We start from the raw sequence: 25,886 nt of genomic DNA, 5'->3' as shown, positions 1-25,886 counted from the left end.
GTCGATCATCCGGCGCTCCGCATCCGGATCGCCTTCAGCCTTGTTCCACCGTCAGCCGATCAGCGCTTTCCGCAGAGCCGGTACATCTTCAAGGACCTGATCCACGAAAGCCGCGACCCGAGGTGTCTTTCGCAGGTCCGGAGCCGTCAGGAGGTACCAGCTTCGGGTGAGCTCATCGACAGGGGGCAGAACCTGGATCAGCGCGTCTTCAGCATCCCCGAGGGTCGTCGGCAGAGGCGCGATCCCGACCCCAGCCTTCGCGGCCGACAGCGTGCCCAGCATGCTGTTGTTGCGGCTCACGACGCGGCCATTCGGCACGGCAACCGGAAGCCATTTCGCCACCCGGTGGTTTTCCATGATCCCGTCGAAGCCGAGCAGCGCATGGTCAGCCAGATCAGCAATGCTCGTCGGGCGGCCGTGCTGCTGGACATAGCTCTTGCTGGCGTAAATCGCCCAGATCGAATCGCAGATCTTTCGGCCCACGAGCGTGTCGTCCACGGGCTCGCCAGACCGGAACGCGACATCCGCCTCACCCTTGCTCAGGTCGAGGTAACGGTCGCTGGTCACGAACTCCACCTGAAGCCCGGGGTAGCGCTCGTGGAACCGGTCCAGCAGCCCGGTCGCGACGATCCGCGGTACGGTCGGCTCCGGGCAGGTGAGGCGCACGACTCCCTTCAGGTCGTGCTTCAACGCCCGGATTTGCTGTTCAAGCGTCTGAACGGCCGTTTCTACGGCAAGCACATGATCGATCAGCGCCTCTCCAAGTTCGGTCAGCCGATAGCCGCTGGGATGGCGCTTCATCAGCGTCAGGCCGATGGCTTTCTCCAGCTCCAGCAGGCGGCGGTGGACCGTCGACTGGTTCACGCCGAGCGTCTTCGCGGCGGCGAGGGTGCTTCCCTGCCGCGACACGGCGATCAAGTGGCGCAGATCATCCCAGTCGAACATTCTTCCGTTATGCATTTTTGCAGCGCGTTTCGCCAGAGTTGCTGCTGCCGCTGTCGCAGGCCCGCTGGTAGCCTGACCAAAGAGATGGAGGCTGACATGCACGAGAGAACCGATGTCGAAACCATGACCGCCGGCCTGACGGTCGGCGTGACCCGCAGCGCACAGGACAACGGCATGGCCAAGCTGACGCCGCTACACCGAGAGGTCGTAACGGGGCTGCCAAGGTCCGCCGAACAGGAGGTGCGCGTGCTGTTCGCGACCCTGATGCCGGGCGATGTCACCCCTTACCATTCCCATCGATTCCCGGTGACTGTCTACACGATCGAGGGCGCCTTCACGCTCGAACTGGACGATCGGGAGCCGGTCGTGATCGAGGCGGGACAAGCCTTCGTCGAGCCTGCTGGCGTGAACATGACGGGGCGAAACAGGGGCGATGTTCCCGCGCGCATGGCCCTGTTCTATGTCTGCGAGCCCGACGCGCCGTTCGCCGACCCGGTGAACCGGGATGCCGGAGCGCACTGAACGGTTAGGCTAATGCCCAGCCTCAGCCTTCCTTTGACAGGGGCTTGGTACTGGGGATCCGCGGCGAGGACGACCGAACCCGGATGGCCTCGAACACCCGCCGCAAGGCGAAGGACCGTGCAATGCTTACCACGGTTTATGCTGAGCGCAGGATTATGCGGAGTCGTCCGGGCGTTGGTGTCGCAAGTATCTGACCCGCATTTGTTTTCCTGCCTGCATCGGTCGGCATAATCGGATTGTCCTTCGTGTGGCGCCGCAGTGGCGCCTTTCACGGAGGACAACATGAACGAACTCAACGCGCCGGTCACACGGCGACGCCTTCTGGATGCAGGACCGCACCAAGCCCTGGTTGACGATTATGCCCGGTATCTTGCCGCAACCGGGCTTTCGCACGTTTCGGTTCGGATCCATCGGGGCTCCGCCCTGCATTTCCTGGCCTGGAGCGTCCAGAGCGGCATCGCGCTGGATCATGCCGGGCAGGATATCGTGGCGCGGTTCGCTGCGCATGATTGCCAGTGCCATTCGTCGCCGCGCTCGCTCGGGCAGTACTACATCAACCGGGTCGATGGCTTCGTGCGCTACCTCGCGGCGCGGGGTACTCTGCCGCCGCAGCCTGTGGCCGAGGCACCGGCGGTGGACCACAACGTTGCGGACTGGCTCGATGCGCAGGCCCGGCAGCGCGGGTTGGCAACGGTCACCATCGCGCGGCACAGTCGGATGCTGGCGCAGATCCTGCCGCTGATCGGCAGCGACCCATCGCGTTACACGCCCCGGATTATCCGCGACGGTTTGATCGAACACGCCCGGACGGCGCGGTCCGTGCATTATCCGAAGATGGTGGCAAGCGCGCTGCGCCTGTATCTGCGCCACCTTGCGCAGCGCGGGGTCGCCGCGCCCGGCCTTGACCGTGCGGTTCCCACGGCAAAGACTTGGCGACTGGCGAGCCTGCCGCGCTATCTGGAGCCGGACGCGGTCGAGCGGCTGATCGCGTCCTGCGATCCCGAGACCCCGGGCGGCCGCCGTGACCGGGCGATCCTTCTGCTGCTGGCCCGCTTGGGGCTTCGGGCGCGCGATGTGGCAGAGCTGCGCCTGGCCGATATCGACTGGCGTGCGGGGAACATAGCTGTCTGCGGCAAAGGTCGCCGGGAAGTCCGGTTGCCATTGCCGCAGGATGCAGGCGACGCCCTGATTGCCTGGCTGAGCGGGGCGCGGCCAGCCGCCTCGGGCGATACTGTATTCTCGCGGCTCTTGCCGCCCTTCGATCCCATCAGTTCCGGCGTAGTCGGCGGTGTGGTGCGCCGGGCGGTCGGTCGGGCCGGCATCGAGAATGCGCCCTCGCGCGGCAGCCATCTGCTCAGGCACTCGGCCGCCATCGCGATGCTGCGCGGCGGCGCCACGCTGGACGCCATCGCCACCGTGCTGCGGCACCGGTCGACCGACACCACGGCGCATTACGCGAAGGTGGATGTCTCCATGCTGGGGGACGTGGCGCAAGGCTGGCCGACCGACGGACCGGCATGCCCAGTGGCACCACCGCTCTTCGGCCTGGTCTGGCCGGAGGGCGCGCCATGCTGAGCCGCGACCTCGACGACTACATCGCGCTGCAACGGGCCCGCGGGTTGAAGTTCACGACCCAGCCCTGTCTGCTCAGGAGCTTCGTGGCTGCGGCCACCTTGGCAGGCGATACGCATGTGACGACCGCCCGCGTGCTCGACTGGGCGGTGCGGACGACATCCGACGTACAGGCGCGCAATCGCCTGGCCGTTGTCCGGCGCTTTGCCGAACATCTGGCCGTCGCCGACCCGGCACACGAGGTCCCGCCCGCCGATGCCCTCGGGCGCTGGCGCTTCGAACGGCGGATGCCGCACATCTATACGGGCGACGAGATTGCCGCGCTGATGATGGCAGCCCGGCGGCTCGGTCCTCCGGGTTCGATCCGGGGCGAGACGCTGGCCACGGCGATCGGCCTTCTGGCGGCAACAGGCCTGCGTGTCTCCGAGGCGCTCGGACTCGACACGAGGGACATGACGTCCGAGGGGCTGGTGATCCGCGAGACCAAGTTCCGCAAGAACCGCCTCGTCCCCTTGCATCCCACCGCACGGACGGCGCTTAAGTGCTACATGCGGCGGCGTGCGCAGGTCCGGGGCGCGGGCGATGCACTGTTCGTGAACGACCACGGCCGACGGCCGTCCTATGTCACGATTTACGCGCTCTTCCTGCGGATCGGCCGCGAGACCGGCATCCGCGGCTTGCCCGGCGAGAAAGGGCCACGGCTCCACGACCTGCGCCACACCTTCGCGGTGCGCTCGCTCGAGGCCTGCGACGGCGACCGCCGCGCGATCTCGCGGCACATGCTGGCGCTGGCCACTTACCTTGGCCATGCCGATCCCAGCCACACCTGGTGGTATCTGCAGGCGACGCCGACGCTGATGAGGCATATTGCCGATGCGGGCGAGGCCCTGATGGCGGAGGGTATGGCATGACGCCCCTCGCTCCGCATCTGTCCGCCTTTCTGCGCGACCACCTGCCGCGCGAACGCGGCGCCTCGCAACATACCATCGCATCCTATGCGCATTGTTACCGGCTGCTTCTGAGCTTCGCGGCCGAGCGACGAAAGACGAGGCCCAGCAGGATCGTCATCGAGGATCTCGATGCGACCCTGATCTGCGCCTTCCTGGATCATCTCGAGGCGGAGCGGTCCAACACGGCCCGCAGCCGCAATGCCCGGCTCGCGGCGATCCATTCGCTGTTCCGCTACGTCGAGTATCGCGTGCCCGCTTGCCTCGATCAGGCGCGGCGGATCCACGCGATCCCGATGAAGCGCAGCGCGCAGCCGCTGGTGGGTTACCTGACGCGGGCCGAGATGCAGGCCCTGTTTGCCGCCCCCGATCTGCAAACGGCCGCGGGGCTGCGTGATCAGGCCATGCTGCATCTTGCCTTCGCGGCGGGCTTGCGGGTCTCGGAACTGACCGGCCTCCGGTTGGACCAGTTCGACGATGCCGCGTTGCCCAGCCTGCATGTGATCGGAAAGGGGCGACGTGAACGCATCCTGCCGCTCTGGCAGGACACGGCCCGCGCCGTCCGGCGCTGGATTGCGGTGCGCCCGAAATCGGCCGACCCGCAGTTGTTCCTGAATGCCGCCGGTCGCATGATGACGCGATCGGGGTTCGAATACATCCTGCGAAAACACGCCGCCGCTGCGGCGAAGGCGGCCCCCTCGATCGCGGCCAAGCGGGTGACACCGCATGTCCTGCGCCACAGTTGCGCCATGCACACGCTGCAAGCCACCGGAGATGTGCGCAAGGTCTCGCTCTGGCTTGGCCATGCCAGCGTCCAGACCACCGAGATGTACCTGCGCGCTGATCCAACAGAAAAGCTCGAAGCGCTGACCGCCATGGGGCCGCCAACCCTGCAACGCGGCCGCTTCACCGTGCCGGACAAGCTGATGGCAATGCTGTCCGACGCCGGTAACGGCCGTAATTATGCGGAGTGAACTCCGCCGAAAAACACCGTGGCGTCGGGTATCGGCGCCGCGGACTCCGCATAATCCTGCGCTCAGCATAAACCATCTTATGCCGAGCTCGGCATAACACGGTGAACACCGCGCCCATCGTCAGGTTCTGCGCCAGCGTCGTGTGCAGTCCGAAGATCGGGAAGATCAGGATCTGCGTGACGACGGCCACGCCGTAGCCGACGATCACGTTGGCGATGGACTCGGCCAGCGACATGAGGCGGGATTGCTTCATACCGCGGTCTTGCGCTTTCGCGCGTGTTCGGGGGCGGTGTCCGTTGCCGGGAGATCGGCCGGGGCCTCGGCACCGTCACTCAGCCGCTCGGTCCTCACCTGCGCGAAGGTCCGACCGTCGCCGTCGAGGATCGCTTCGCGGCCGGTGTCGGCCTGCCAGCGTTCGACGGCAACGTCGACATAGGCCGGGCTGATTTCCATCGCGTAGACGCGGCGGCCGTTGGCCTCGCCCGCCATGATCTGCGAGCCGGAGCCCGAGAACGGCTCGTAGCAGAGCCCGCCTCGCGCCACATGCTGGCGCATCGGAATGCCGAAGGCGTCGAGCGGTTTCGGCGTCGGATGATCGGGACGCTCGTCCTTGGCGAAGGACGGCATCTCCCAGGTCGAGGGCAGCGTCTGCTCGGCGACCTTCGGCGGGCGGTTCGGACGCCGCCAGCCCATGAAGCAGGGCTCGTGCTTCCAGAGATAGTGGGAGCGGGTCAGGACGCCGCGGTCCTTCACCCAGATGATTTGCTGATGCACGAAGGCGCCGGCCTTCTCCCAGCAAGCCTCAAGCATCGCCTGGCGGCGAGAGGCGTGCCAGCAGTACCAGGCCGCATCCTCGGTGATCGCCTCGGCAACGGCAGCGGCGATGAAGCCGTCGTAGAGCTCGGCCCCCTGCGAAGAGTCATCCCAGGTCGTGCCGTAGGACGCAGACCAGTCCTTGTTGCGGGTCGGATGGTTCGAGCCATCGTAATCCACCAGATACGGCGGGTCGGTGGCGAACAGGATCGCCCGCTCGCCATTCATCAGGCGGCGCACATCGGCAGCGCTGGTGCTGTCGCCGCACAGCAGGCGATGGTCGCCGAGGATCCACAGATCGCCCTTGCGCGAGGCCGGGTTGCGCGGCGGCTCGGGGATGGTCACCGGCGGCACGGAGCCCCCGGCGCCACCTTCTTCACCGTCGTCTTCCGCAACGTAGGCCAGCAGCTTGTCGAGTTCGCCGTCCGAGAACCCGACCAGCGACAGGTCGAAATCCGCGGCCAGCAGGTCGTTCAGTTCGGCCGACAGCAGCGCCTCGTCCCAGGTGCCGAGTTCGGTCAGCTTGTTGTCCGCGATCCGGTAGGCCCGGCGCTGCGCCTCGGTCAGGTGCCCGAGCACGATGACCGGCGCTTCGGTCAGCCCCAGCTGCGTCGCGGCCAGCACGCGCCCGTGGCCCGCGATCAGCTCTCCGTCCTCGGCGACGAGGCACGGCACGGTCCAGCCGAACTCTGCCATGCTGGCGGCGATCTTCGCGACCTGGTCCGCGCCATGCGCCTTCGCGTTCTTCGCGTAGGGCTGGAGGCGCGACAGCGGCCACGTCTCGATCGCGTCCGGGGCGAAGCTCAGCGTCATGGTGGGCAAGATTCCTCGGTCGGGTGGATGCCGGTGGCTTCCGGACTCCGATGCCGCGCTGGACTCCACACGGGGTCCAGCGGCCACCAGCGGTGTCCGGTCGGAAGGCCAGCGTTCATTGGTGTTTGAGCGGGGCATGAGCGGGTCCGGCTTCCGGGTGGCTTCCCAAAAATCCGGCCCTGTCGCTGGCGATGTCGCGCGCTTCGCCCGCCAGCATACGAAAACGCCCAGGAAGGAACCAAGATATCAAAGGCTTGGCAGTTCGGAGCCCGACTGGTCCCCTCGCTGGACCCCGGAAGCCAGCGACGCGGCCAGTGCCTGCGCGCTCCTCTCCCGAGTATATCGAATTCATAGCCTCGCTGAGCGAATCCGTCTCGCCTTGCGGTGTCTCACCGGAAATTGTCTCATCGGCGCGTCAGGGCTTGACAGTCCGATCTTGAACGCCGTTGCCGCCCCACCACATTTCCGGTATGGTTTCCGGAAATGGAGGGCATCATGGCCAGCACCGATCCATCCCCCGTCACCCAGTGGCGCAAGCGCCGCCAGCGGCAGGGTTTCGTGCGCGTCGAGGTACAGGTCCGCAAGGAAGATGCCGGTCTGGTGCGCGACGTTGCCACGGCACTCGGCGATCCGGCACGGGAGGCCGAAACCCGCGCGCTGCTGCGCGAGAAGATCGCATCCGCGCGCGCGGGCGGGTTGAAAGCGCTGCTGGCGGCGGCGCCGCTCGAGGGCATCGAGATTGACCGTCCGCGCGATTTCGGGCGCGAGACCGTCCTGTGAGCTTCCTGATCGACACCAATGTCATCTCCGAAATCCGCAAGGGCAACCGCTGCGACCCGGGTGTCGCCGCCTGGTGGGCCGAGGTGGCCGAGGACGATCTCTGGCTCAGCGCGCTGGTGCTGGGCGAAATCCGCAAGGGCGTGGAACTGGCCCGCAGGCGCGACCCGCAGAAGGCTGCGGCGCTGGAAGCATGGCTCGGCGAGGTGGTTGCGGGCTTTGCCGACAGGGTGCTGCCCGTCGATGCTGCGGTGGCCGAGGAATGGGGGCGGATGAATGCGATCCGGCCGGTGCCGGTCATTGACGCGCTATTGGCGGCGACGGCCAAGGCGAACGGCCTGACGCTGGTGACGCGGAACGAGGCGGATGTCGCCGGGATCGGGGTCGAGGTTCTGAACCCGTTCGCAGCCTGAGACGCAGATCACCCCGCCTTCGCCACCACGAACCCCATCGAGCGTTTTCCCGGTACCCGCCTGCCGTTGAGCCGCCAGGTGATGACGGCGATGCCATACTGCCAGCGCCGGTTGGCGGTGGCGCGGCTGATGCCCAGTTCCCAGCAGATCGGCTTCCACGGCTTGCGGTTCGCCCGCAGCCAGAGCAGCCGGGCGTCGCCGGGTTCCAGCCAGCGCAACCAGAGCAGGGCCTCCTCGGCTTCGGTGATCTGACGCGGGCCGGGCCTCGGACGACGCATCGTCGGCTGTTGACCGACCTTGTCGCCGAAGCTGTGGAAATACTCGGGCCATGCGCTGAAGTAGCCCTGCGGCCTCGCCTCGGGCAGCGACCGGAAGACGTCGGCGGCGCTTTCGAGCCGATCCTCGACAGTGATGGGGGTCCAGTCAGCCATTGGCGGCCTCTCGGCTTTCGGCGCGTTGGCCATAGAGTCTGTTGCCAAGCTGGCGCACCAGTTCGCGCTCGGGCCAGGTCAGGCGCGGATCTTCGAGAGAAACTGCGAGAAGTCCCTGTTCCCGCCATCCGTCCTGCTTGACCCGCTCGGGATCGCGACGGGCGCCGCCATAACCTCGGGGATGCCATCTCATGCCATGCCTCCGCCGGTCTCGATCGCCCAGTGGAGGATGGCGATAGCATCGGCCTCGTTGTCGTCGGCGGGCGAGAACCCGCGGGCGCGGGCAGCAGCGATCATCGCCTCCTTCGGCGCATTACCCTTGCCGGTGGCGTGCCGCTTAATGGTGCCGACCGGGACGCCCTCGTAAGGGACACCCCGCAGCTCGGCCCACGCGGTCAGCGTGGCCATCAACCCGCCGTAGACATGGGCCGCGTCGGTCCCGACATGGCGACGCACTTCCTCGAACCAGATTGCCGCGATGGGGCCGGACAGCCGGTCGATTTCGGTCAGCCAGTTGGTGAAGCGCAGGTATCGCATGCCACCGCCGTCGTAGCGGCCGGGGCGGAAGGACACGGTGCCGCTGGTAATCAGACCGTCGTAGGCGCGGATCGCCCAGCCGGTCGTGGTGCCGAGATCGAGGGCGAGGATGCAAGACACGGGAACGCGCCCCTGTTCGGGACGCCGGTCCGGCATGGGGATCGTCTGGTTCATGGTGAAGGCTCACGGATCGTGGGCCTTCGGCTTTGGTCATGGGCAGAGAATCATGCCCTGCGCGCCCATTCAAGAAAAATGCGCCTGACGATGCTTCTGTCCCACCTGGTCTCGGGTTGCCCCACTTGCCGATCAAAGTGGGACGCCAAATTTTCCTTTCAAAACAAGGCGTATCCCACCTGTCCCACTTGTCCCACCTTTTCCCTACGTCGCATGAGGAAGAATGAGGTCGACCGGGACATATGCGCTCCATATGGGAAAGAAAGAAGTTGGCGACCCAAGTGGGACAGGTGGGACGGGATTGATTTTGAAAGGCTTTCTCTGTCCTACCTTGGGCTTGAAGTGGGACACGCCGCGAAGTGGGACAGCGGCCAAACAAAAAGGGGCACCCGAATGGATGCCCCCTTGTTTCATAACCTAGAGCCGAGAAACGGCCTCAATACTCCCAACGGGGCTTTCGGGAATTTTCGCCTCTGACCGAAGGCACGCAGGTGAACCGATTATGATGACCGAGTCGCGCATGATTTGCAGTAGGTTGCCGGTATCAGCCGTGCGATCCATACGTATCGTGCTGAAAGCGGTGGTATCACGATAGATGTGAGTGGCGTCGGTGGTCTCTTGATAAGTGATCATAGCGCCTTCCATCCTTCAAAGGTTCGTTGTTCCTGAATCTGCTCTTGTGGCGGGTTCGGGGGCGGCAACTGGATCGTGGCGCGGCTCATAAGCCCTTCGGTCACGAAGCCGTATGACCCGCTGTCCACGCTTTCGATAACACCGCGAACCAACTGGTATTGGGCGGCTTGGTCCGGCCCGACAACTGCCATCGGTGTGAAAGGTTCAGAGAGGCGCATCTGCCCGCTATAGCTCCGGTGAAGAGTCTTCAGCTTTTCATAGAAATCTGCGCTGGGCTTTTCGACCGGAAGTCCAAGTGTTTCCGCCTCGCGGCGGTTGATGGTGTAGTCATGGCTTCCAGAGTCTGCGCACAAGAAATCCACGATAGCCTTTACCTTCTCTGCATCCTTCACATGCCCGTTGAGCAGCTTTTCCGCCAAGAACCGGATTTGCGCCCTCGACCTGAAAATCTCGCCCAAAACCAGCGGGTGCACCTTGTTGGAAAGATCGGTGAGGAGACTGCCAAGCACCTTGTCATCTTTTATGCCAAGGTCCTGCGTTGCCGCGTCCATATACCCTCGGACCGCCTCAACACTAACCGGCAGGCGCGCGAGTTGGTTTCCGTTTGGCACTTGCGGGCCAAGCGGATGCACCAAGCTAGGGTCAATCGGCCCAAGGGCCGCCTGCTTTGACATCACGATCCGCTGCGCTCCCAACGAGATCAACGTGCCTGCGCTCATCGCTTTGTATGGAATCAGAACTTCAAATTCGTCGCAGAAGGTTTTGATGAGGTTAACGAGTCTCCAAGCGGCGGCGGTGTTGCCGCCGTTGGTGTGCAGAAGAAGCGAGATGCGTTGGGTCGGTCCGATGGCGTCCAGCACGTCCACAAAAATGTCGATGCAGTCTGCCCCGATTTGCGTCTCCGCGTTCGGCCGGTCGCCGGTCACATATGAAATAATTTTGGTGCCGCGTTCCTGCTCTATCTGCTCGTAGAGCGGCTTGCGCGTAGCGAAATCCATGTTTGGCCCTGTTCTCCCCGTGTTTCCGAGCTTTTCCACACAGGTGTGCACAAGTCAACTTTCCTGAAACGCTGCGCGCAACGCCCGCAGCGGCAAGAGGGCGTTAACAAAGCGCCCGACACGGCCGTCGCGACGTCAGCCGCCGCGCTGTGGCCTGCGGTAACGCCATTCGCGGGTCGCGCCCGCGCCGCTGCGGTACCGCTCCCAATCCCGCGACTTCAGCCAGGCGCCGACGCGCATCTGGTCGCCCTTGGTCCATTTCGCGGGTTCGATGCCGAGGGCGCCTTCGAGGATTTCGCCCACCGACACGTCGCGGATCGGCTCGAGACGCTCGAACTCCTCGTCCTGCCAGTCATCATATCCGGCATGGCCGCGATTGACGCTGCGGGTCTCGTGGGTCAACCAGCGGTCGATGCGGGCGTCCCAGGCATCGGCCTGATAGCGCGCCTCCTGCGCGGCGGTCGCTTCGGCGAGGATCGCCGGATCATCGATCCACCAGATCGCGCCCTCGCGGAAGCGGTGGACTGCCTCGGCCCAGAGCTGGTCCCGGTCGCGGGCCAGCGCCGCGATGTCGATGGCGCCGCAGCGCAGCGGCCAGAAGCGGCGGTTGCCGGTCTCGTCGCGCAGATAGGTGTCGGGGTTCACCGTGCCCGCGAAGACGCATTGGCGCGGCACCTCGACGGTGTAGCGGCCGTAGGGCGGGCGGAAGCGGTCGGTGGTGCGGGTCAGGAAAGCCTTGATGCGGGACACCTCGGCGCGGCCGATGGCGTCGAGTTCGGCGATCTCGACGATCCAGACGCCCTGCATGTGGATGGCGGCATCCTTGGACCCGAGTTCGGGCAACTCATCCGTGAACCAGTCCTCGCCTGCGAGCACCTTGATGGCGGTGGATTTGCGTGCGCCCTGCGGACCTTCGAGGATCAGCATGTGGTCTGCTTTCACGCCGGGCCGGTAGATGCGGGCGACGGCCGAGATCAGCCAGAGCGCGCCGACGGTAAGGTGGAACGCGGTGGGCTCGGCGCCGAGATAGGCGCTGGTCCAGGTCTCGATCCGGGGCGTGCCGTCCCATCTCAGTGTGTCGAGCCAGTCGCAGACCGGATGGAGGCGCAACTCGCGGGCGACGGCGCCGACGGCGCGGCTGACGACTGTCGGGGCGACGTTGAGGCCGCGCAGTTGCAGCCATTCGGCGGTGCGGATGTCGTCGGCGTCTTCCCAGGGGCGCGGAAAGGTGGCGCTCGCCTCGTCCCATGGCAACGGCTGGCGCACGACGATCTCTTGGGCGAAGTCGTCGAAACCCAGCACTCCTGCGAAGACCGCATCCGAGTTCAGGGCGATGATGACATTGGCCTCGTTGCGCTCGGGCGTGCCGGAGAGGTCCTGGCACAACCGACTGAGCCATGCCGGCCTGACGATCCGCGCATGGGGATCGCCGGTGGCATTCACCCGGCGGCGCAGTTCCGCCATCTGCTTTTCGAGGATCGCCATGGCGATGCCGGTGGCGGTCTTGATCCGGGCGAGGATCTGGCGCTCGGGCAGCGGGTCGAGCCGGGCCAGCGCGAGACGGCCAAGGAGCGTCGACAGGGCTTCGAGTTCGGGCGGATTGGTCAGTGCCGCAGTGGCCGCGACAAGCGCGGCGATGTCGTTCTCGGCCGGGAGAGTGGTCGCTGTGGCTGCGCCCTCGGCTGCTGCTGCGGCGGCTGCGATGGCCGCATAATCCTCGGCCCGCGCGCCGCGCATGAGATCGTCGTTGAAATCGTCGCCATGCAGCGGAACCACGATCTGGTTCGGAATATCGGCGCGGTTCAGCCGGTCCGACAGGGTGGCGGCCGCCTGTCGTCCGGCATCGCCGGCATCGGCATAGATGGTGATGCGGGTCGTGCCCTCCGGCCAGCGGAACCGGGCCAGACCGTCGGCCGATAGCGCGGCCCAGACCGGCGTGCCGAACAGGGCATGTGCGGCGAGCGCGGTCTCGATGCCTTCGGCGACGCCAAGGCTGCCATCCTCCGGCATGGGAAACAGCCGCACCGTGGCCTCGGCGACCGAGCCCAGCATTTTCTTGCCGGTGGGCGCTTTGGCGCTGCCATCGTCGAGCAGGAAGGTGCGATGGATGCCGGGCGCACGATCACCATTCGCAAGCCGTGCCAGCGCGATCAGCCCGGGCCAGCCACGCCGACTGTCGAAATCCGGCAGGTCCGGGTGGAACAGCAGATCGGGCGACGCGGGGTCCGCCAGCCCGCGTGCGCGCAGATAGGTCTCGCCCACGCTGCCCGCCAGCGGGACCGCGCCCGCAAGCAGTCGCGCGACCTCGGGCGCAGGATCGCGCTTCAAGGGGGGCGGCGGCACCGGTGATGCGCGACGTTCCGGAGCGCCGGGCGCGACGCCAGCGATGTCCGCCGCTTCCGCGATCAAGGCGCGGCCGTCGAGCCCGGTCGCTTCCTCGATGGCGCTGATCGGGCCGCCGCCCTGATTGCCGTCGAAGTCGATCCAGTCGCCGGCATGCGGCCCGCGCAAGGTGATGACGCAGGAGCCCATCTTGCGCGGCGCATCGCCCCGGATATTGGCCAGCCGCCATTCGTCGCCCGACCGGCGCCCAAGCGGGAAGAGCCGTGGCACCCAATGCTCCGTGGTCTCGCGCAGGCGCTGGACGATCAGGTCGAGATCGTAGCGATCCGGCTGCGGCCAGAACGGCCGGACGTCGTTGAGGTCGATGACCGCGGCATTCACTGGAATACCTCCGGCTTCACCACACCCGTGAACCAGCTTCGATCGCTGCGCACAGCGATGAAGCCGAAGCCCGGCCCCTGATGCTTCCGGTCCGGCACGATCCAAAGATCTTCACCCTCGTCGTAGAACGCACTGTGATCTGGTCCGAAAAGCTCATCGAGAAAGCGTTCTATCGGCACCCTGCACAGCGCTTCCTCGAGCGCCCGGACCTCATCGACGCTCTTTCCAGCCTTTTCCGCGAATGCCCGCCGCTTCGCGTCCTTCTCCTCCGCCGATCGCGGATCACCCGACAGGTTCTTCATGGTTCCTCCTTTCCCAGCGGTGACATCAGGCCAGCAGAACGAGCCCGCGTTCGGCGCGGGTGATGGCGGTATAGAGCCAGCGACGGCGGTCGAGGTCGCTGCGGCCAAGCCCGTCATCCCAGACGATGACGTTCTCCCATTGCGAGCCCTGCGCCTTGTGGGCGGTGATCGCCCAGCCGAAGGTCGCCTCGGTCAGCTTGCGCTTCTCCTTGTAATCGCGATCGTGGCGCTTGGCGTCATAGGCGACGTGATCCTCGAAATGCCCCTTGTAGATGCGCAGGCGTCCGGGACCGCCGTCGCTGTCGTGGGGGGCGACACGGCGGCCATCCTCGTCATGGACCACGGCCGAGAAATAGAGCGTGCCCTCGTCGACGATATCCTCCAGCGTGAGGAACATGCCGTTGATCAACCCGAGGGCACTGTCGTTCTTGAGGCAGATGATCTTCTCGGCCGCGCCCGTGGGCAGATATGAGCCGCCCAGTCCCGAGGCGGCGCGCATGGCGTTGTTGATCTGCAGCCGCGTGGCGTTCATGCCGCAGATCAGCTGGCCGCCGCGCAGGGCCTGTTCCGGGCTGATATCGCCCTTGCGCAGCTTGGCGACATAGGTGTCGTAGCTGCCGAACCCGATCGGCTCGCCCATCCGGGCCATGGTGGCGAGGCGGATGATGGCGCTTTCCGCCGCCTGGCGGTGGATCTCGGTCAGCATGACGTCGGGCGCATCGCGGGTGAAGGCGCCTTCGCCCTTGATCGGCGGCAGCTGGCCCGGATCGCCGAGCACGAGGATCGGCTTGCCGAAGCTCATCAGGTCGCGGGCCATTTCCTCGCCGACCATCGACACCTCGTCGAGCACGATCAGCCTTGCATCGGCGGCATCGCTTTGCGGGTTCAGCGCGAAACGCGGGTGCTTCATCGCCGACAGCGCCTGGCGCATGGCCTCGATGGTGGCCTCGGCCGTGATCTTCGCGAAGCCGGTCAGACGCCGAGCGGCGATCTCGGCCTGCCGCACCTTCTCTGCGGCGGCCTCGATATCTTCCTCGGTCGCCTCGATCACCGAATAGATCAGGCTATGGATGGTGCGTGCGGGCGTGCCCTTGCGGGTCAGCACCAGCGCCGCCTTGCCGGTGAATGTGGCGGTGACCACGCCCGGCAGGCAATTGCCGTCCCGGGCGCTGCGATGGGGCGAGAGGCCAAGCTCGTCGAGGGCGAATTTCAGCACGGTGGATTTCCCGCTGCCGGCATAGCCGAAGAGGCGGAACACCTGCTGTTGTTCGCTGCGGGTCTCGAACCAGTCGCGGATCGCGGCAATGGCTGCGGCCTGCGCGGCCGATGGGGTGAAATCACTCATGTCCTGGAATCTCCACGGTGTAATCCTTGACCACGCCGCCGCGGGTCGGATCGCCGACCTCGCATTGGCGCACGAAGACGCGCCGGCCATCGGCCAGTTGCCGCCAGTGACCGCGACGCAGGTGCCAGCGCGGGCTGGCATGGCTGCCGCCCTGCGGCGGGACGGCGGCGCGCAACCGGGCCGGGTCGATGGCCACCTGGTGCCAGACCCAGCCGCGCACGCCCTCGCGGGCCAGGCGCGAGCGCTTCGCCAGCGATACCTTCTGGTCGCGGATGTCTGGTGCCGCGCCGAGGATGGTCAGCGCCCGCCAGACGATCCCGGCAGCGACCTCGCCATGGCCGCGAATAGTCTGGTCCTCCCGCTCGGCCGGATTGCCCTCGATCTCGGCCATGCCGTCGGGGTGCAGCCAGACCCGGACCAGGCAGTCGGTCCAGCCGCGCGGCGCCCGCCTGCGCATCAGGAACACCGCCTCGACGATATCGCCCTTCTGGCATGCGCAGACGACCAGGCCGGAAGGTGCCGACCGCTGTTCGCGCAGCTCGAAGATCACGCTCGGATGCGGCAGTCGGATCGGCCCCGAGAACACGCGCGTCATCGCCTGATCGACGACATCGCTGTCGAAGGCGGCCTGATCGTCGAAGAAGTAGATCGGCGCGAACTCGGCCGCCGCGAGCAGGTCGGAGGACCAGAAGCGCGCGCGATGCGTGCGCAGGATGCGTTTCAACTCGTAAGCGTCAGGGATCATGACCGCTCACTCCAGCACCGTGCCGCCCACGCACAGGGCGCGTGCCATTTGCCGGCCGCCATGCCGCCACGACAGGTGACGGCGGTGGGCTCGGCGGCGGCGCGCGGCAGCCACTCACCGGCCTCGGAGACGCGGACCACGGCAACAGCACGATCGGACATCTCCTGCGCGAGACGAGCGTCGAAGGGCACCAGCTCGCTGTAGAGCTCCATCGTGTCGCGGTTCAGCGCGGTAAACAGCGCCGGGTTCGGCAGGTCGAGATAGGCCTGATAGAGCGCGATCTGGGCGGCATAGACCGGCCGCGCGAGGCTGACGCCGCGCTTGACCACATCCTTCCAGCTGGATGCACCGAGCGCCTTGTTCTCCCAGAGCGCCGGGTAGTCCATGGCGACGGGACCGGAGACGAGGCAGCCGTCGATATGGCCCTTGAACCGGCCGGCAAGTGCCTCGAAGCCGAACTGGCGGCCATCGGGGCGCTCGGTGCGCAGATCGAAGCCGGCGATCCGGAACCAGCCGGCGACGATATCCTCGGCCCGGTGCCCGGCCTCGAAGATGCGCAATGTGCGGGGCGCGAACCCCTGACCCTCGTCCTTGGGTACGGCCAGAAAATCATACTGGATCTGGCGCAGGCAGTCGCGGCCGAGCCCGGAGGAGCTGACATAGGTTCGGGGCCGTTCGGCTCGATTGCGCGCTACCAGGGCGGTGTCGATGGCGGCCGCGATGCCTTCTGCAATCGGTGGGCGTGGCACGGCAGCGCCATAGAGGCAGCCCGAGCCATGGTTCAGGTCGATCATTGGTCGCGCTCCCAGAACCCGCCGGCCTGCGCGATGCAGGTCAGCTTGTGAAACTGGGCGTCCGTCAGCCGGGCGCGGGCGCCGAACCGGTCGAGCTTCTGGCGAAGGCCGTCGCAGAACTCGATCTCGAACTCGGTGACGACGTTCTCGGTGGCGGCAGCAAGAAGCCCCGTCCAGCTGCAGGCTGCCAATTCTTCATTCAGGTCGATCATGGCGTGCCCCTCAAAACGGAATTTCGTCGTCGAGGACGGTGCCGCTGCGCTCCTTGCGCGCGGCCTGGTCCTGCATGCTGTCGATGTAGCCGGTGACGGCCGCCTCGATCAGGCGGTCGATCTCGGCGGGGCTGCGGTCGAAGAAGGGCGCCATCAGCCCGAGATCGTTGAGCGTTTCGGCAAACAGCCGCCGCGCATCGCGGATCGCCTGTGCCTCGCGGGCGGTCTTGTCGATCATGCCATTATTCCTTTGGGCGATTGCGCTGCCCGCGTCCTGACAACGACGCGAGCAGAAGCGGTAATGCGGGTGACGATCCCAGCGCAGGCCGTGGCAGTAGCCGAAGCCGCGCGCCTCGCGCGCGCAGACCGCGCAGGGCGTCACCCGAGCAAGAGCGTCACGATCGGGTCGTCTGGCGGCCAATCCTGCCGGTGCAGGCGCTGCGACTGCAGCACGATCCAGCGCGAGATCGCGTTGCTGGCCATGGCCTCGAGATCGCCGATGGTAAGGCTTGCGATGGGGTGGTGCAGTCTTCCGCGGGCCTCGAGCCATTTTCCGATCTCCAGCGCGGCCTCGCGCGTCACCTGTGCCTGCCAGCGATCTGCCTCGCTCGGCGGGTGCGACTCCTTGTTGGGTTTCCGCGCCCGCCGACTGGGTCGTGCCTCAGCCATTGAGCCAGGCGGGCATCGCTGGCGCCCCCGGCGCCCCCGCGACAGCGGGCTGCGGCGACGCCGGTTGTGGTGCCGGTGCCGAGGCCGCGGGGCCGGGTTGCGCGCCCCAGTTCGGGGCCGCGGGGGCCGGCTGCGCCGCGCCCCATGCCGGTGCCGGGGCCTGCCAGCCCGGCGGCGTGCTGCTCGCGGTCTTGCGCGGCGGGGCGTTGACGGGCTCGGGCGGAACGCTTTCGCCGCGCATGACCGGCCCATGCTGCGGCTCGTCGGGCAGAACGACGTTGGCGATGCGGTTCTGATCGCGGTATTGCGGGTTGGAGGCGGGTTCCACCATGACCCGGGCGGCAAAGGTGATGCCGTCGAGATGCTTGAGGCCGGGCAGCACCCGCTTGGCCTTGGCGGCAGGGCTTTCGTCCTTGGGATCGAGGCCGAGAGCGCTGTCGACCATGGCGCGAAAGCTGGCTTTCGAGATCTTCCAGCCGATGGACTGGCCCTTCTCATCCACCTTGCCACCGGCGACGGTGAAGCTCTGCCAGAACTTGCGGCGGGCATGTGGGCCTTCGACCACGGTGAATTCGCAATCGAGCATCTTCGCGTCGCTCGATTGCGAGGCTTTCAGCACCCCCGCATCCATCGGTGTGGCGCCGTTCACCCCGCCGGGGCGGATGGTCAGACGCACCTTGGCGAAGGTGCCGTCGGGGATCAATTCGCCGATCGGGGCCATCTGCGGCTGGGCGTCATTCAGATCGTAGCTCATGTCAGTTCCTTTCAGGGATCAGGAGGCAAAAGCGGGTTGATGGGAGGCGCGACCGTCGATCCGCGCGAGCAGCGCGCCGAGGTCGGGCGGTTCGGTCATGTCGAGACGGCCAGATCGGTCCTTGGCCGGCAGGCTCCAGGGGTTGCCGGATTTGCAGACGAGGCGGCGCTCGGAGGCGGTCTCGTCCAGCAACCAGCCGCCCTCGGCATCGCGGGCGAAGAGCTGCATCGAGACCACCTGATCGACGATGCCGGGAAGCTCGCGGCCGGCCTTGCTGCCTTCCATCTGCGGCTGCCAGGTGACCGTGCCGAACTCGTCGGTGACCTTTTCCAGCACGCCGACGAAGATCACGGTCTTGCCGCGGGCATGCTGCAAATGCTTCAGCGCCTGGATCACCTCGCGGCCCAAGAGCCCATAGGCGCCGCGCACATCCGGTTTGCCGGTGCGGTCCGAGAAGGCTTCCGGCTGCTGTCGGGCATAGGCCATGGCCTGCCGCGTCAGGTCGGTGATCGAGTCGACGAAGACGATGCGGCGCGCGGCGAGGAACGCCTCGATGCCGCTGTCCCGATGCTGGGCCTGCAGCCAAGCATGGCGCTCGGTGCCGTACCAGGACTGTGGATGCTGCGCCGGGTCCGGGCCGCCGATCAGCACGACCAGATCGCGGAAGTCGGTGAAGCTGCGCACCGGGATCGAGGCGCCGCGCCAGTCCTGCACCGACTTCATGCCGGCCTCGAGGTCGAGGCAGACGGTCTCCTCGGCGGGCAGGGATTTCAGCAGCGTGGTCTTGCCGACGCCGGGCGGGCCGAAGATCGCCAGCGAGGTCTTGTTCTCGGCGGCCGAGAGCCGTTCGTCGGCGGTGATGATGCGGAAAGTCATGTTGTTCTCCGAAGGATTGGAAGTTGCGCGGCGGCGGGGGTGACCGGGTGCCGAAGGGGAACCTGCCCGGCGTTGCCGTCCGGGCGACCCACCGCCGCGCGTCACCGGTCTCGGGCCTCGAGCCGGAATGCGGGTTTGCCGGTGGTCTCGCTGCGGGCGCTCGCGAAGCCATCCCGCATCGCCTCGGGCCAGGCGGTGAAGCGCCGCTCGGGCACGCGATAGGCGATCTCGAGATACTCGGTCGGATCGTCACCGGAGGCCGTGATGCGTGCCGCCATGGAGGCCAGCCGGTCCTGATCCCAGGTGACCTTCTTCGGCAGGTCCGCGATGACCACGACGCCCGTATCCTCGATCCGGACGGTGCCGGAGGTCTTGCCCTGCGCAGACCGCTCGGCCTCGGTTGCGGCGCCATATCGCTGCGCCAGTGCCGCCTCGAAACGGTCCTTCAGGCGCTTGACCCGGGCAGTTTCGGTGGCCGCTGCCTCCTGCAATGCCAAAAGCAGATCGGGCGGCATGTCCGCGATGTCGCCGATGGACAGCCGGTCGAGATCGTCGAACTTCGGCACGTTGTCGAAGCGTGCCTCTGTCGGCGCATCGGTGCTGGGGAACGGCATGGCCATCAGCGCCCCTCCCGTTTCAGGGCCGCATCCACGGCGCTGTCCGTGCCGACAGCCCCGGCTTCACGCGCCAGACGGTGGAGCTTTTCCAGCGCCGAGGATCGCTGGATGGCCGCTGAGAGTTCGGCATTCGCGGCGACGATCGCGATCGCGATATCATCGACGCTTGCGGTCTCGACGGGCAGCGGCTCCGTGGCAATGCCGGGACGCCACGAAAGGGGGATCACCTCGGGCAGATCCTCAAAGTTGCGGAACGCGCGGCGCAGGCGCGCAAGGGGGCCGTTGGGTTCGGTCATGTCAGGATCTCCGGTCAGGGATGCGGCCGGGCTTCCGGCCAGAAGGAAGTAAAGCGATGGCGGGAGCCGATCCCCGATCCAGGCGAGGGTGGCGCGCATCAGGCGGCCTCCTCTGTGACGATGAGCTGAGAAAACGGGATCGGCGCATTGCGGGGCTTCGTCCGCGCGATGGCGAGATAGGCGAAGCGGTCGGGGCCGACCCGGACCTGCACCAGATGGATCAGCGCGGCGTCGAAGGCGCGGTATGCCGCGCTGGCCAGCGCCCCGAGCCTGCGGCGCTCCGGCTCCGCCAGGGTCGAGATCACCGCCGTGGTGTCGATGCCGAGGAAGCCGCGATGGTATTCCAGCCGGTCGCCGGGCACGGCTTGGCCGATCCAGGCGCAGAACTCGATATCGGTGAGCGGCCGGGGCCGGATCGGGGTGAATGCGGTGGCGGGCTTGAACATGATCTCCTCCTTTCCCCTCTACTCACGCCGCCTTTGATCCGTCCCACCGCACCCCGAACCCGCGCATGGCGAGGTCGAGCCGCAGCCGGGCGATGTGGCGGTAGAGGGCGGAACGGGAGGTGCCGCTGCGACCGACGATCTCGGCGATGGCGCAGGATCCGAGCGCCGCGCAGAGACCGCGGGCGTCCTCGGGCAGATCGCCCAGCGCACGGGCGAGGTCGTGCCGCAGCTCGGCCTCCTCGATCGGGCAGAGGTCCTGACCGTGCCAAGTGGACAGCCCATCGGCTTCCGCCAGCAGGCAGCCGAGCGGTTCGACCCCGCCGGCAGCGGGCATGTCCAGCGAGAGCATCCTCCCGCCATGCGCCCGGCGCTGACGGTGATGGCGCATCGCAATCCGCGAGGACTGGTTGCGCAGGACGATATTGGCGAAGGCGCCGATGCCGCCGCGGCGCGCATCGAAACCGGGCAACCGGCAGATCAGATCGAGCAGCAGGTCCTGGCAGAGGTCGTCTAGATCGGCGGCGGGCAGCACCAGCCTGCGGTGCAGGCGGCGCGCGGCGACCGTCGCCTCGTCGATCAGGGTGGCAAAGTCGGCGGGGGAAATCGGCGGATGCATGTCGTTCGGTCCTGGTCGTTTCTGGTGACCAGCCGAAGATGCAACCTGCTGAAACTATTTATCTCTCGGGCTTCTCCCGAAAACCTCCCGAAAACCTCCCGGTGCCGAAGAACGGGTCTAGGCCATGAATCCGATCTCGGAGGCGGCGAATGTCAGGCGAAAGCCGACCTTGGACTTCGTTTCGATGAATCCGTTCTTCGGAACCCCGGACAGTCCCTGCTCCTTGCGGAAAATGTCGCGCAGGCGATTTATGCTGCGATCGACCTGCTCGGGATTGCCGTCGCGCCCCGTGCTGGCCCGAAGCGCCGCAGCGATGCTGTCGCGCAGTACCCAGCCGCCGGCATCCGCTGCCTCTTCGGCCAGCAGGACGAACACATCGAAGTCCCGCGGCTCGACAGCGAGTTCGATGCCCTCGCAGATCACGCGCCGTCCTGTCCGGTCGACGACCAGGCGGGTCTCGACGGCTGGCATCGAAGACGCGAGGCGCATCCGGTCGATGTCCAGTGCGAAGGGCGCGCCCGGGGCGTGACCCATCAGATCCTCGGCCAAGGCCACGATCATGCGCATTGCGTCGAGCTGGCGGGCGACCGCGGTGGGCAGATCGCAGCGGCCGAGGCTGATCAGCGCGACCGAGGATTCCGTGTCGATCGCGCCCCGCACGTGATCGACGATCTCCTGCGCCGTTTCCTCGCGCAGCCGTCGCACGAGGCATATCTCGGCCACCCGTCCGTGCCGCGAAGATCGGCCGAGCCGCCACACCCGCGTCGAGATTGGCGACGGGCCGGGCCCCTCCAGACCCGACTGCTCGCGGATCGCACGACAGATCGCGGCAAGATCGATATCGAAGGTCTGGACATCCAATGCATCGTCATGGCGCTCGCAGGCGCCGGTCTCCGGGTCGATGGCGACCAGCGCATCGTCGACGACCTGCAGGACGGTCGCGCCATCGTCGCGCAGGCCCTCGCGCTCGGTCAGGATCCCGAGGTTCCGGAGCGAGCGGATGAAACGCGGATCGTAGGGCAGCAGATCGGCGGCCCCGACGGCCCGGATCGGATGGCGGTCACTCTGCTGCAGCAGCAGCCTGATCAGTCCGGCGGCGTTTGCGGATTTCATTGTCTTCCAGCATTTCGAGAATGAGCCGTTCGTGCGAGTGATCGCGCATGCTGACCGTCCGCGGCGGTCTGATCGTCACCGGCACCACGATTTCGCTGCCGTCCACTTCGATGGTGACGTCGATCTTGGCATGCACGATCCGCACGTCGGCAACCTCGATCTCTGGAGCCAAATCCTTGAGGCGCCTGAGCGCATTCTCGGAATCGCCCAGCGCCAGAAACCACGGCGAGCGACGCAAGCGCCCGGTCGCAGTCAGCTGCGCCTCGTCGATGCGCACTTCCCGCAAAGCGACATGGGTGATGTCGCCATCGGGATCGAAGGCGAATCTGAACCTCTCACCGTGCCGCTGCAGGGGACCGAGCGTGTAGAGTTCCTCCCTGGCCGAAGCCTCGAAAATGTCGCCATCACCGAGAACATGCGCGCCGAAGAGCTTCACCAGCTTCTTGGCGTCGGCTGCGGACTTCGAGCCAACCGAGATCGCGCTCCGTCGCTCGTCGTATTCGATCGTCGATTGCACGATCTCCCGGAACTTCAGCGTGTCCTCGGCGCCTTCCTGATCGACGTTCTTCGTCTCTGGCTTGGAACCGTGCAGGACCAGCACGCGCAGCAGATCGTCCTCTTCGAACCAGCGAACGTCGCAATAATGCCCGTTGTAGCGGCCCGCAAAATGCAGCCGCGCCGCCTCCGCGAAACCATCCTTCACCCCGGCATCGTGATGCCGAAGTTCGACGTCCTCCCGTTCTGCGTCGCGTTCGAGTTTGGTCGAATGGGCAAGAAAGGCCGCGGCGCTAAGGGCACGGTCGAAGATCGGACGGTGATCGAGCCAGGTGACCAGCGCCATGAAGCGCGGCGTGAATCGCAGATCGTCAGCGGCGCCGTCGATGCGGCAGGCCGCCAGAACGTCCACACCGGCTTCCGAGGCGATCTCCTGGATGATCCGGGCGCCGGCATCCGTCGACAGCGTCGAGATGTTGTAGAGGGCGAATTGCAGCTTTGCCGGAAATCGCATGTCGGCCCTGGCGAAGACGCCGAAGATCGCCTCGCGCCGCTCCCCGTCGTCCTCCGGCAGCCCGTCCCAATCGAAATCGATCTGGCCCAGATAGGGGATCAACAGGCGATGAAGCAGTTCGAGATCGACGGTTCTGGAGAAGGCGCGATCGACGAAATTCCTGATCCTCTTGGCCACGTGAGCTCCTTTCGCCCTGAAACCTTCTCGCTTGCAGTCGCGAACCGGATTGCGCCTCCACGGCCCGCATTACGCCGACGAAAGAAGCACGTCCGATTCACCGGGCGAAGGTGAAATCTGTTCCGATTATGTTCTACCCGACCGATCAACCGGGAGTCGAGACCGTTTGGCGCGCATTGTCGCGGTGCGCCATCGTGGGACGTTTCGTGATACCGGTGAGTAGAGGCCTGAGGAGACCACCGCTCCGAGGCCCACATGAAACGCCCCAATCCGCTCCCGCCCGACCTGATGACGCCCGCCGAACGCCGCACTGAACTGTGCGGCCTGCTGGCGCTCGGGCTGGTCCGGTTGCAGATGCGGAACGGCAGAGAAGTATCTGACGACGCGGGAGAAAGTTGCCTACACTATCCGCCCGACCAATGCCGTCATGCAACTCCAACACACCGGAGAACCGCATGACGACCCACGATCCCATCCCCGCGCGCCTGGCCGCGCTGAAGACCACGCCGACGCCCGACCTGAAGAAGCAGTGGCGCGATCTGTTCGACAGCGAGCCGCCGCCCTTCAACCGCCGCTACCTTGAATCCCGTCTGGCCTACCGCATTCAGGAACTCGCCTATGGCGGGTTGAAGCCCGAGACCATCCGGCGGCTGGAACGGCTGGGCGAGGAACTGGACGGCGGCGACCGGACGAGGCGCAGCATGCGCGCCGACCGCGACCGTCCCATCACCGGCACGCGGCTGCTGCGCGAATGGCAGGGCGTGGAACAGATCGTCACCGTCACCGGCGACGGCTTCGAGTGGCAGGGGCGGCCCTACAAGTCGCTGTCCGCCATCGCCCGCGCCATCACCGGCACGCGCTGGAACGGCTGGGTGTTCTTCGGCCTCAGGAATCACCGGGGCCGGACATGACGAAGCCGCCGGAAAAATCGAAACCCGTCCGCAAGCTGCGCTGCGCCGTCTACACCCGCAAATCCTCCGAGGAGGGGTTGGAGCAGGAGTTCAACAGCCTGCATGCCCAGCGCGAGGCCTGCGAATCCTACATCGCCAGCCAGCGCTCCGAGGGCTGGGTGCTGGTCCGCGATCAGTATGACGACGGTGGCATCTCCGGCGGCACGCTGGAGCGGCCCGGCCTGCAGCGTCTGCTGGCGGACATCGACGACGGGCTGGTCGACGTGGTCGTCGTCTACAAGATCGACCGCCTCAGCCGCTCGCTCGCCGACTTCGCCAAGCTGGTCGAGGTGTTTGACCGCAATGGCGTGACCTTCGTGTCGGTCACGCAGTCCTTCAACACGACCACCTCGATGGGGCGGCTGACGCTGAACATCCTGCTGTCGTTCGCCCAGTTCGAACGCGAGGTGACCGCCGAGCGCATTCGCGACAAGGTCGCAGCCAGCCGGAAGAAGGGCATGTGGATGGGCGGGGTGCCGCCCTACGGATACCGCGTCGAGAACCGCAAGCTGGTGGTCGACGAGGAAGCTGCCGGTCATGTGCGCTGGATCTTCGCCCGGTTCCTCGAAATCGGCTCCTGCACGGAACTGGCCCGCGAAGTCGGTAAGCGCGGTATCCGAACCCCGCGTGGCAACCGGATCGACAAGAAGTACATCTACCGGATGCTGTCGAACCGCGCCTATATCGGCGAGGCGGTGCACAAGGGCGACAGCTATCCCGGCGAGCATGACGCCATCATCGACCGCGAGACGTGGGACCGCGTTCACACCATCCTGCAGGAGAGTCCCCGCAAGCGCGCCGCGCGGACCCGTGCCGATACGCCCGCGCTCCTGAAAGGACTGGTCTACGGTCCCGATGGCGCGGCCTTCTCGCCGACCCACACCCGCAAGGGCGGGCGGCTGTATCGCTACTATGTCAGCCAGACGGTGCTGAAGCATGGCGCGGGGGCATGCCCCATCGGTCGCGTGCCAGCGGGCGAGATCGAAGCGGCCGTCATCGAGCAGTTGCGCGCCGTGTGCCAGCCCGAGATCGTGGCTGGGACATGGAAGTCGGCGCGGACGCAGGACGACGGAATCACTGAGGCAGACGCTCGCGCAGCCCTCCAGAAGCTCGATCCATTGTGGGATGAACTGTTCCCGGCGGAACAGGCGCGACTTGTGGCCCTGTTGGTCGAACGGGTCGATATCGGCATCAGCGGTCTCAACGTCCGCCTGCGCATGGACGGGCTGGCGGCGCTGGCGAGTGAAATCACCGCCGATGCCGGAGCCGCCGCATGACTCGGAACACTTCTATCCCCGACACAGTCACCATCCATGTCCCGTTCCGCATTATTAAGCGAGGCGGGCGGAAGGATATGGTGCTGCCGGAGGGCGCCGCACAAGCGCGAAAGCCGGACAACACGCTGGTGAAAGCGCTGGCCCGCGCGTTCCGCTGGAAGCGCATGCTGGAGTCGGGCGAGTTCGCGTCGATTTCCGAACTGGCCGAGAGGGAAGGCATCGCCTTCACCTACATGGCGCGGCTGATGCGGTTGTCGCTCCTTTCCCCGGAACTCGTCGACGCCATCATGGAGGGCCGTCAGCCAGCGAATGTCACGCTCGCGAACCTGAAGGACCCATTCCCGGCCGACTGGACCGAACAGCATGCACTCTGGTCTCTCGGATGCATTGAAGGCTGATTCCCGCGTGCAAAAGG

32 protein-coding genes are annotated in these 25,886 nt (G+C 66.4%); 9 read left to right on the top strand and 23 right to left on the bottom strand.

The features are described 5' to 3' along the window. Positions 1 to 51: 51 nt before the first annotated feature. Positions 52 to 945 (bottom strand): LysR family transcriptional regulator, encoded by an 894-nt coding sequence (locus tag JHW45_RS11500; protein WP_272857806.1) that lies wholly within the window; start codon positions 943 to 945, stop codon positions 52 to 54. 96 nt (positions 946 to 1,041) lie between these two features. Between JHW45_RS11500 and JHW45_RS11495 the strand changes: the two genes are divergently transcribed. From JHW45_RS11495 to JHW45_RS11480, 4 genes are all read left to right on the top strand, one after another. After that, a complete protein-coding gene (locus tag JHW45_RS11495) occupies positions 1,042 to 1,467 on the top strand; it encodes a cupin domain-containing protein (RefSeq protein WP_272857805.1) in 426 nt (141 codons plus the stop codon). Positions 1,468 to 1,749: 282 nt separating this feature from the next. Then, on the top strand, positions 1,750 to 3,042 hold the full coding sequence (locus tag JHW45_RS11490; RefSeq protein ID WP_272857731.1) for a tyrosine-type recombinase/integrase: 1,293 nt from the start codon (positions 1,750 to 1,752) through the stop codon (positions 3,040 to 3,042). After that, positions 3,036 to 3,950, top strand: coding sequence for a tyrosine-type recombinase/integrase (locus JHW45_RS11485; protein WP_272857732.1), 915 nt, complete (start codon positions 3,036 to 3,038; stop codon positions 3,948 to 3,950). The genes JHW45_RS11490 and JHW45_RS11485 overlap by 7 nt, the downstream gene beginning before the upstream one ends. Next, positions 3,947 to 4,960 carry a tyrosine-type recombinase/integrase gene (locus JHW45_RS11480; protein WP_272857733.1) on the top strand — a complete coding sequence of 338 codons (1,014 nt, stop codon included), beginning with the start codon at positions 3,947 to 3,949 and terminating at the stop codon, positions 4,958 to 4,960. The genes JHW45_RS11485 and JHW45_RS11480 overlap by 4 nt, the downstream gene beginning before the upstream one ends. Here JHW45_RS11480 and JHW45_RS17965 read toward each other — a convergent pair. Together JHW45_RS17965 and JHW45_RS11475 are read right to left on the bottom strand one after the other, a co-directional pair. Beyond that, positions 4,893 to 5,195, bottom strand: a complete 303-nt coding sequence (locus JHW45_RS17965) for a DUF7220 family protein (protein ID WP_419181795.1) — start codon at positions 5,193 to 5,195, stop codon at positions 4,893 to 4,895. The two genes, JHW45_RS11480 and JHW45_RS17965, sit on opposite strands and share 68 nt — an antisense overlap. Positions 5,196 to 5,209: 14 nt before the next feature. After that, entirely contained in the window at positions 5,210 to 6,586 is a 1,377-nt protein-coding gene (locus JHW45_RS11475) for a site-specific DNA-methyltransferase (RefSeq protein ID WP_272857804.1), read from the bottom strand. A gap of 495 nt (positions 6,587 to 7,081) precedes the next feature. Here JHW45_RS11475 and JHW45_RS11470 point away from each other — a divergent pair, with 495 nt between their 5' ends. Beyond that, positions 7,082 to 7,366 (top strand): hypothetical protein, encoded by a 285-nt coding sequence (locus JHW45_RS11470; RefSeq protein ID WP_272857803.1) that lies wholly within the window; start codon positions 7,082 to 7,084, stop codon positions 7,364 to 7,366. Further along, complete coding sequence (locus JHW45_RS11465) at positions 7,363 to 7,776, top strand: type II toxin-antitoxin system VapC family toxin (RefSeq protein ID WP_272857802.1); 414 nt, start codon at positions 7,363 to 7,365, stop codon at positions 7,774 to 7,776. The genes JHW45_RS11470 and JHW45_RS11465 overlap by 4 nt, the downstream gene beginning before the upstream one ends. 8 nt (positions 7,777 to 7,784) lie before the next feature. Here the strand turns inward: JHW45_RS11465 and JHW45_RS11460 are convergent, their stop codons facing one another. The 20 genes from JHW45_RS11460 to JHW45_RS11365 form a co-directional block, all read right to left on the bottom strand. Next, positions 7,785 to 8,207 carry a DUF6362 family protein gene (locus JHW45_RS11460; RefSeq protein ID WP_272857801.1) on the bottom strand — a complete coding sequence of 141 codons (423 nt, stop codon included), beginning with the start codon at positions 8,205 to 8,207 and terminating at the stop codon, positions 7,785 to 7,787. Next, positions 8,200 to 8,400, bottom strand: coding sequence for a hypothetical protein (locus JHW45_RS11455; RefSeq protein WP_272857800.1), 201 nt, complete (start codon positions 8,398 to 8,400; stop codon positions 8,200 to 8,202). Before JHW45_RS11455 ends, JHW45_RS11460 begins: the two co-directional genes overlap by 8 nt. Next, positions 8,397 to 8,918 (bottom strand): crossover junction endodeoxyribonuclease RuvC, encoded by a 522-nt coding sequence (locus JHW45_RS11450; protein WP_272857799.1) that lies wholly within the window; start codon positions 8,916 to 8,918, stop codon positions 8,397 to 8,399. The genes JHW45_RS11455 and JHW45_RS11450 overlap by 4 nt, the downstream gene beginning before the upstream one ends. 629 nt (positions 8,919 to 9,547) lie before the next feature. Next, positions 9,548 to 10,549 carry an SDH family Clp fold serine proteinase gene (locus JHW45_RS11445; protein ID WP_272857798.1) on the bottom strand — a complete coding sequence of 334 codons (1,002 nt, stop codon included), beginning with the start codon at positions 10,547 to 10,549 and terminating at the stop codon, positions 9,548 to 9,550. Between the two features lie 135 nt (positions 10,550 to 10,684). After that, the gene (locus JHW45_RS11440; protein ID WP_272857797.1) at positions 10,685 to 13,378 is read right to left on the bottom strand and encodes a VapE domain-containing protein; all 2,694 of its coding nucleotides are present in this window, start codon (positions 13,376 to 13,378) and stop codon (positions 10,685 to 10,687) included. Beyond that, positions 13,270 to 13,575: a hypothetical protein gene (locus tag JHW45_RS11435; protein ID WP_272857796.1), complete on the bottom strand. Its 306-nt coding sequence runs from the start codon at positions 13,573 to 13,575 to the stop codon at positions 13,270 to 13,272. Before JHW45_RS11435 ends, JHW45_RS11440 begins: the two co-directional genes overlap by 109 nt. A 25-nt stretch (positions 13,576 to 13,600) precedes the next feature. Beyond that, positions 13,601 to 14,920: an ATP-dependent DNA helicase gene (locus JHW45_RS11430; protein WP_272857795.1), complete on the bottom strand. Its 1,320-nt coding sequence runs from the start codon at positions 14,918 to 14,920 to the stop codon at positions 13,601 to 13,603. Further along, positions 14,913 to 15,644 carry a hypothetical protein gene (locus JHW45_RS11425; RefSeq protein WP_272857794.1) on the bottom strand — a complete coding sequence of 244 codons (732 nt, stop codon included), beginning with the start codon at positions 15,642 to 15,644 and terminating at the stop codon, positions 14,913 to 14,915. Before JHW45_RS11425 ends, JHW45_RS11430 begins: the two co-directional genes overlap by 8 nt. 17 nt (positions 15,645 to 15,661) lie before the next feature. Continuing rightward, positions 15,662 to 16,459, bottom strand: a complete 798-nt coding sequence (locus JHW45_RS11420) for a hypothetical protein (protein ID WP_272857793.1) — start codon at positions 16,457 to 16,459, stop codon at positions 15,662 to 15,664. After that, the gene (locus tag JHW45_RS11415) at positions 16,456 to 16,671 is read right to left on the bottom strand and encodes a hypothetical protein (RefSeq protein WP_272857792.1); all 216 of its coding nucleotides are present in this window, start codon (positions 16,669 to 16,671) and stop codon (positions 16,456 to 16,458) included. Before JHW45_RS11415 ends, JHW45_RS11420 begins: the two co-directional genes overlap by 4 nt. A gap of 10 nt (positions 16,672 to 16,681) precedes the next feature. After that, positions 16,682 to 16,909 carry a DUF6511 domain-containing protein gene (locus JHW45_RS11410; protein ID WP_272857791.1) on the bottom strand — a complete coding sequence of 76 codons (228 nt, stop codon included), beginning with the start codon at positions 16,907 to 16,909 and terminating at the stop codon, positions 16,682 to 16,684. Between the two features lie 140 nt (positions 16,910 to 17,049). After that, positions 17,050 to 17,253 (bottom strand): hypothetical protein, encoded by a 204-nt coding sequence (locus tag JHW45_RS11405; RefSeq protein WP_272857790.1) that lies wholly within the window; start codon positions 17,251 to 17,253, stop codon positions 17,050 to 17,052. Positions 17,254 to 17,332: 79 nt separating this feature from the next. Continuing rightward, positions 17,333 to 18,094, bottom strand: coding sequence for a hypothetical protein (locus JHW45_RS11400; protein WP_272857789.1), 762 nt, complete (start codon positions 18,092 to 18,094; stop codon positions 17,333 to 17,335). 18 nt (positions 18,095 to 18,112) lie between these two features. Then, positions 18,113 to 18,970: an ATP-binding protein gene (locus JHW45_RS11395; RefSeq protein ID WP_272857788.1), complete on the bottom strand. Its 858-nt coding sequence runs from the start codon at positions 18,968 to 18,970 to the stop codon at positions 18,113 to 18,115. A gap of 101 nt (positions 18,971 to 19,071) precedes the next feature. Next, the gene (locus tag JHW45_RS11390; protein WP_272857787.1) at positions 19,072 to 19,590 is read right to left on the bottom strand and encodes a hypothetical protein; all 519 of its coding nucleotides are present in this window, start codon (positions 19,588 to 19,590) and stop codon (positions 19,072 to 19,074) included. Further along, on the bottom strand, positions 19,590 to 19,883 hold the full coding sequence (locus JHW45_RS11385; protein WP_272857786.1) for a hypothetical protein: 294 nt from the start codon (positions 19,881 to 19,883) through the stop codon (positions 19,590 to 19,592). Before JHW45_RS11385 ends, JHW45_RS11390 begins: the two co-directional genes overlap by 1 nt. A gap of 98 nt (positions 19,884 to 19,981) precedes the next feature. Continuing rightward, complete coding sequence (locus tag JHW45_RS11380) at positions 19,982 to 20,329, bottom strand: hypothetical protein (RefSeq protein ID WP_272857785.1); 348 nt, start codon at positions 20,327 to 20,329, stop codon at positions 19,982 to 19,984. Positions 20,330 to 20,351: 22 nt separating this feature from the next. Beyond that, positions 20,352 to 20,945, bottom strand: coding sequence for a sigma factor (locus JHW45_RS11375; protein ID WP_272857784.1), 594 nt, complete (start codon positions 20,943 to 20,945; stop codon positions 20,352 to 20,354). A gap of 117 nt (positions 20,946 to 21,062) precedes the next feature. Beyond that, the gene (locus JHW45_RS11370; RefSeq protein ID WP_272857783.1) at positions 21,063 to 22,058 is read right to left on the bottom strand and encodes a helix-turn-helix domain-containing protein; all 996 of its coding nucleotides are present in this window, start codon (positions 22,056 to 22,058) and stop codon (positions 21,063 to 21,065) included. Continuing rightward, the gene (locus JHW45_RS11365; protein ID WP_272857782.1) at positions 22,006 to 23,244 is read right to left on the bottom strand and encodes a hypothetical protein; all 1,239 of its coding nucleotides are present in this window, start codon (positions 23,242 to 23,244) and stop codon (positions 22,006 to 22,008) included. The genes JHW45_RS11370 and JHW45_RS11365 overlap by 53 nt, the downstream gene beginning before the upstream one ends. A gap of 455 nt (positions 23,245 to 23,699) precedes the next feature. Here JHW45_RS11365 and JHW45_RS11360 point away from each other — a divergent pair, with 455 nt between their 5' ends. The 3 genes from JHW45_RS11360 (at position 23,700) to JHW45_RS11350 (ending at position 25,869) form a co-directional block, all read left to right on the top strand. Continuing rightward, complete coding sequence (locus JHW45_RS11360; RefSeq protein ID WP_272857781.1) at positions 23,700 to 24,155, top strand: DUF2924 domain-containing protein; 456 nt, start codon at positions 23,700 to 23,702, stop codon at positions 24,153 to 24,155. Then, positions 24,152 to 25,471, top strand: coding sequence for a recombinase family protein (locus tag JHW45_RS11355; RefSeq protein ID WP_272857780.1), 1,320 nt, complete (start codon positions 24,152 to 24,154; stop codon positions 25,469 to 25,471). The genes JHW45_RS11360 and JHW45_RS11355 overlap by 4 nt, the downstream gene beginning before the upstream one ends. Positions 25,472 to 25,548: 77 nt before the next feature. After that, positions 25,549 to 25,869 carry a hypothetical protein gene (locus JHW45_RS11350; RefSeq protein ID WP_336385785.1) on the top strand — a complete coding sequence of 107 codons (321 nt, stop codon included), beginning with the start codon at positions 25,549 to 25,551 and terminating at the stop codon, positions 25,867 to 25,869. The last annotated feature ends 17 nt before the right edge of the window (positions 25,870 to 25,886 follow it).

The sequence above is a fragment of the Paracoccus stylophorae genome (genome assembly GCF_028553765.1).
GTDB classification, from domain to species: domain Bacteria; phylum Pseudomonadota; class Alphaproteobacteria; order Rhodobacterales; family Rhodobacteraceae; genus Paracoccus; species Paracoccus stylophorae.
The sequence above is the reverse complement of the archived record's forward strand: the minus strand, read 5'-3'. Positions and strand labels throughout refer to the sequence as shown.

Excerpts from the sequence above, each read along its gene's own strand:
- JHW45_RS11500 (WP_272857806.1), bottom strand. The coding sequence starts at position 945 with ATGTTCGACTGGGATGATCTGCGCCACTTGATCGCCGTGTCGCGGCAG.
- JHW45_RS11495 (WP_272857805.1), top strand. The coding sequence starts at position 1,042 with ATGCACGAGAGAACCGATGTCGAAACCATGACCGCCGGCCTGACGGTC.
- JHW45_RS11490 (WP_272857731.1), top strand. The coding sequence starts at position 1,750 with ATGAACGAACTCAACGCGCCGGTCACACGGCGACGCCTTCTGGATGCA.
- JHW45_RS11485 (WP_272857732.1), top strand. The coding sequence starts at position 3,036 with ATGCTGAGCCGCGACCTCGACGACTACATCGCGCTGCAACGGGCCCGC.
- JHW45_RS11480 (WP_272857733.1), top strand. The coding sequence starts at position 3,947 with ATGACGCCCCTCGCTCCGCATCTGTCCGCCTTTCTGCGCGACCACCTG.
- JHW45_RS17965 (WP_419181795.1), bottom strand. The coding sequence starts at position 5,195 with ATGTCGCTGGCCGAGTCCATCGCCAACGTGATCGTCGGCTACGGCGTG.
- JHW45_RS11475 (WP_272857804.1), bottom strand. The coding sequence starts at position 6,586 with ATGACGCTGAGCTTCGCCCCGGACGCGATCGAGACGTGGCCGCTGTCG.
- JHW45_RS11470 (WP_272857803.1), top strand. The coding sequence starts at position 7,082 with ATGGCCAGCACCGATCCATCCCCCGTCACCCAGTGGCGCAAGCGCCGC.
- JHW45_RS11460 (WP_272857801.1), bottom strand. The coding sequence starts at position 8,207 with ATGGCTGACTGGACCCCCATCACTGTCGAGGATCGGCTCGAAAGCGCC.
- JHW45_RS11455 (WP_272857800.1), bottom strand. The coding sequence starts at position 8,400 with ATGAGATGGCATCCCCGAGGTTATGGCGGCGCCCGTCGCGATCCCGAG.
- JHW45_RS11450 (WP_272857799.1), bottom strand. The coding sequence starts at position 8,918 with ATGAACCAGACGATCCCCATGCCGGACCGGCGTCCCGAACAGGGGCGC.
- JHW45_RS11445 (WP_272857798.1), bottom strand. The coding sequence starts at position 10,549 with ATGGATTTCGCTACGCGCAAGCCGCTCTACGAGCAGATAGAGCAGGAA.
- JHW45_RS11435 (WP_272857796.1), bottom strand. The coding sequence starts at position 13,575 with ATGAAGAACCTGTCGGGTGATCCGCGATCGGCGGAGGAGAAGGACGCG.
- JHW45_RS11430 (WP_272857795.1), bottom strand. The coding sequence starts at position 14,920 with ATGAGTGATTTCACCCCATCGGCCGCGCAGGCCGCAGCCATTGCCGCG.
- JHW45_RS11420 (WP_272857793.1), bottom strand. The coding sequence starts at position 16,459 with ATGATCGACCTGAACCATGGCTCGGGCTGCCTCTATGGCGCTGCCGTG.
- JHW45_RS11415 (WP_272857792.1), bottom strand. The coding sequence starts at position 16,671 with ATGATCGACCTGAATGAAGAATTGGCAGCCTGCAGCTGGACGGGGCTT.
- JHW45_RS11410 (WP_272857791.1), bottom strand. The coding sequence starts at position 16,909 with ATGATCGACAAGACCGCCCGCGAGGCACAGGCGATCCGCGATGCGCGG.
- JHW45_RS11400 (WP_272857789.1), bottom strand. The coding sequence starts at position 18,094 with ATGAGCTACGATCTGAATGACGCCCAGCCGCAGATGGCCCCGATCGGC.
- JHW45_RS11395 (WP_272857788.1), bottom strand. The coding sequence starts at position 18,970 with ATGACTTTCCGCATCATCACCGCCGACGAACGGCTCTCGGCCGCCGAG.
- JHW45_RS11390 (WP_272857787.1), bottom strand. The coding sequence starts at position 19,590 with ATGGCCATGCCGTTCCCCAGCACCGATGCGCCGACAGAGGCACGCTTC.
- JHW45_RS11385 (WP_272857786.1), bottom strand. The coding sequence starts at position 19,883 with ATGACCGAACCCAACGGCCCCCTTGCGCGCCTGCGCCGCGCGTTCCGC.
- JHW45_RS11380 (WP_272857785.1), bottom strand. The coding sequence starts at position 20,329 with ATGTTCAAGCCCGCCACCGCATTCACCCCGATCCGGCCCCGGCCGCTC.
- JHW45_RS11375 (WP_272857784.1), bottom strand. The coding sequence starts at position 20,945 with ATGCATCCGCCGATTTCCCCCGCCGACTTTGCCACCCTGATCGACGAG.
- JHW45_RS11370 (WP_272857783.1), bottom strand. The coding sequence starts at position 22,058 with ATGAAATCCGCAAACGCCGCCGGACTGATCAGGCTGCTGCTGCAGCAG.
- JHW45_RS11360 (WP_272857781.1), top strand. The coding sequence starts at position 23,700 with ATGACGACCCACGATCCCATCCCCGCGCGCCTGGCCGCGCTGAAGACC.
- JHW45_RS11355 (WP_272857780.1), top strand. The coding sequence starts at position 24,152 with ATGACGAAGCCGCCGGAAAAATCGAAACCCGTCCGCAAGCTGCGCTGC.
- JHW45_RS11350 (WP_336385785.1), top strand. The coding sequence starts at position 25,549 with ATGGTGCTGCCGGAGGGCGCCGCACAAGCGCGAAAGCCGGACAACACG.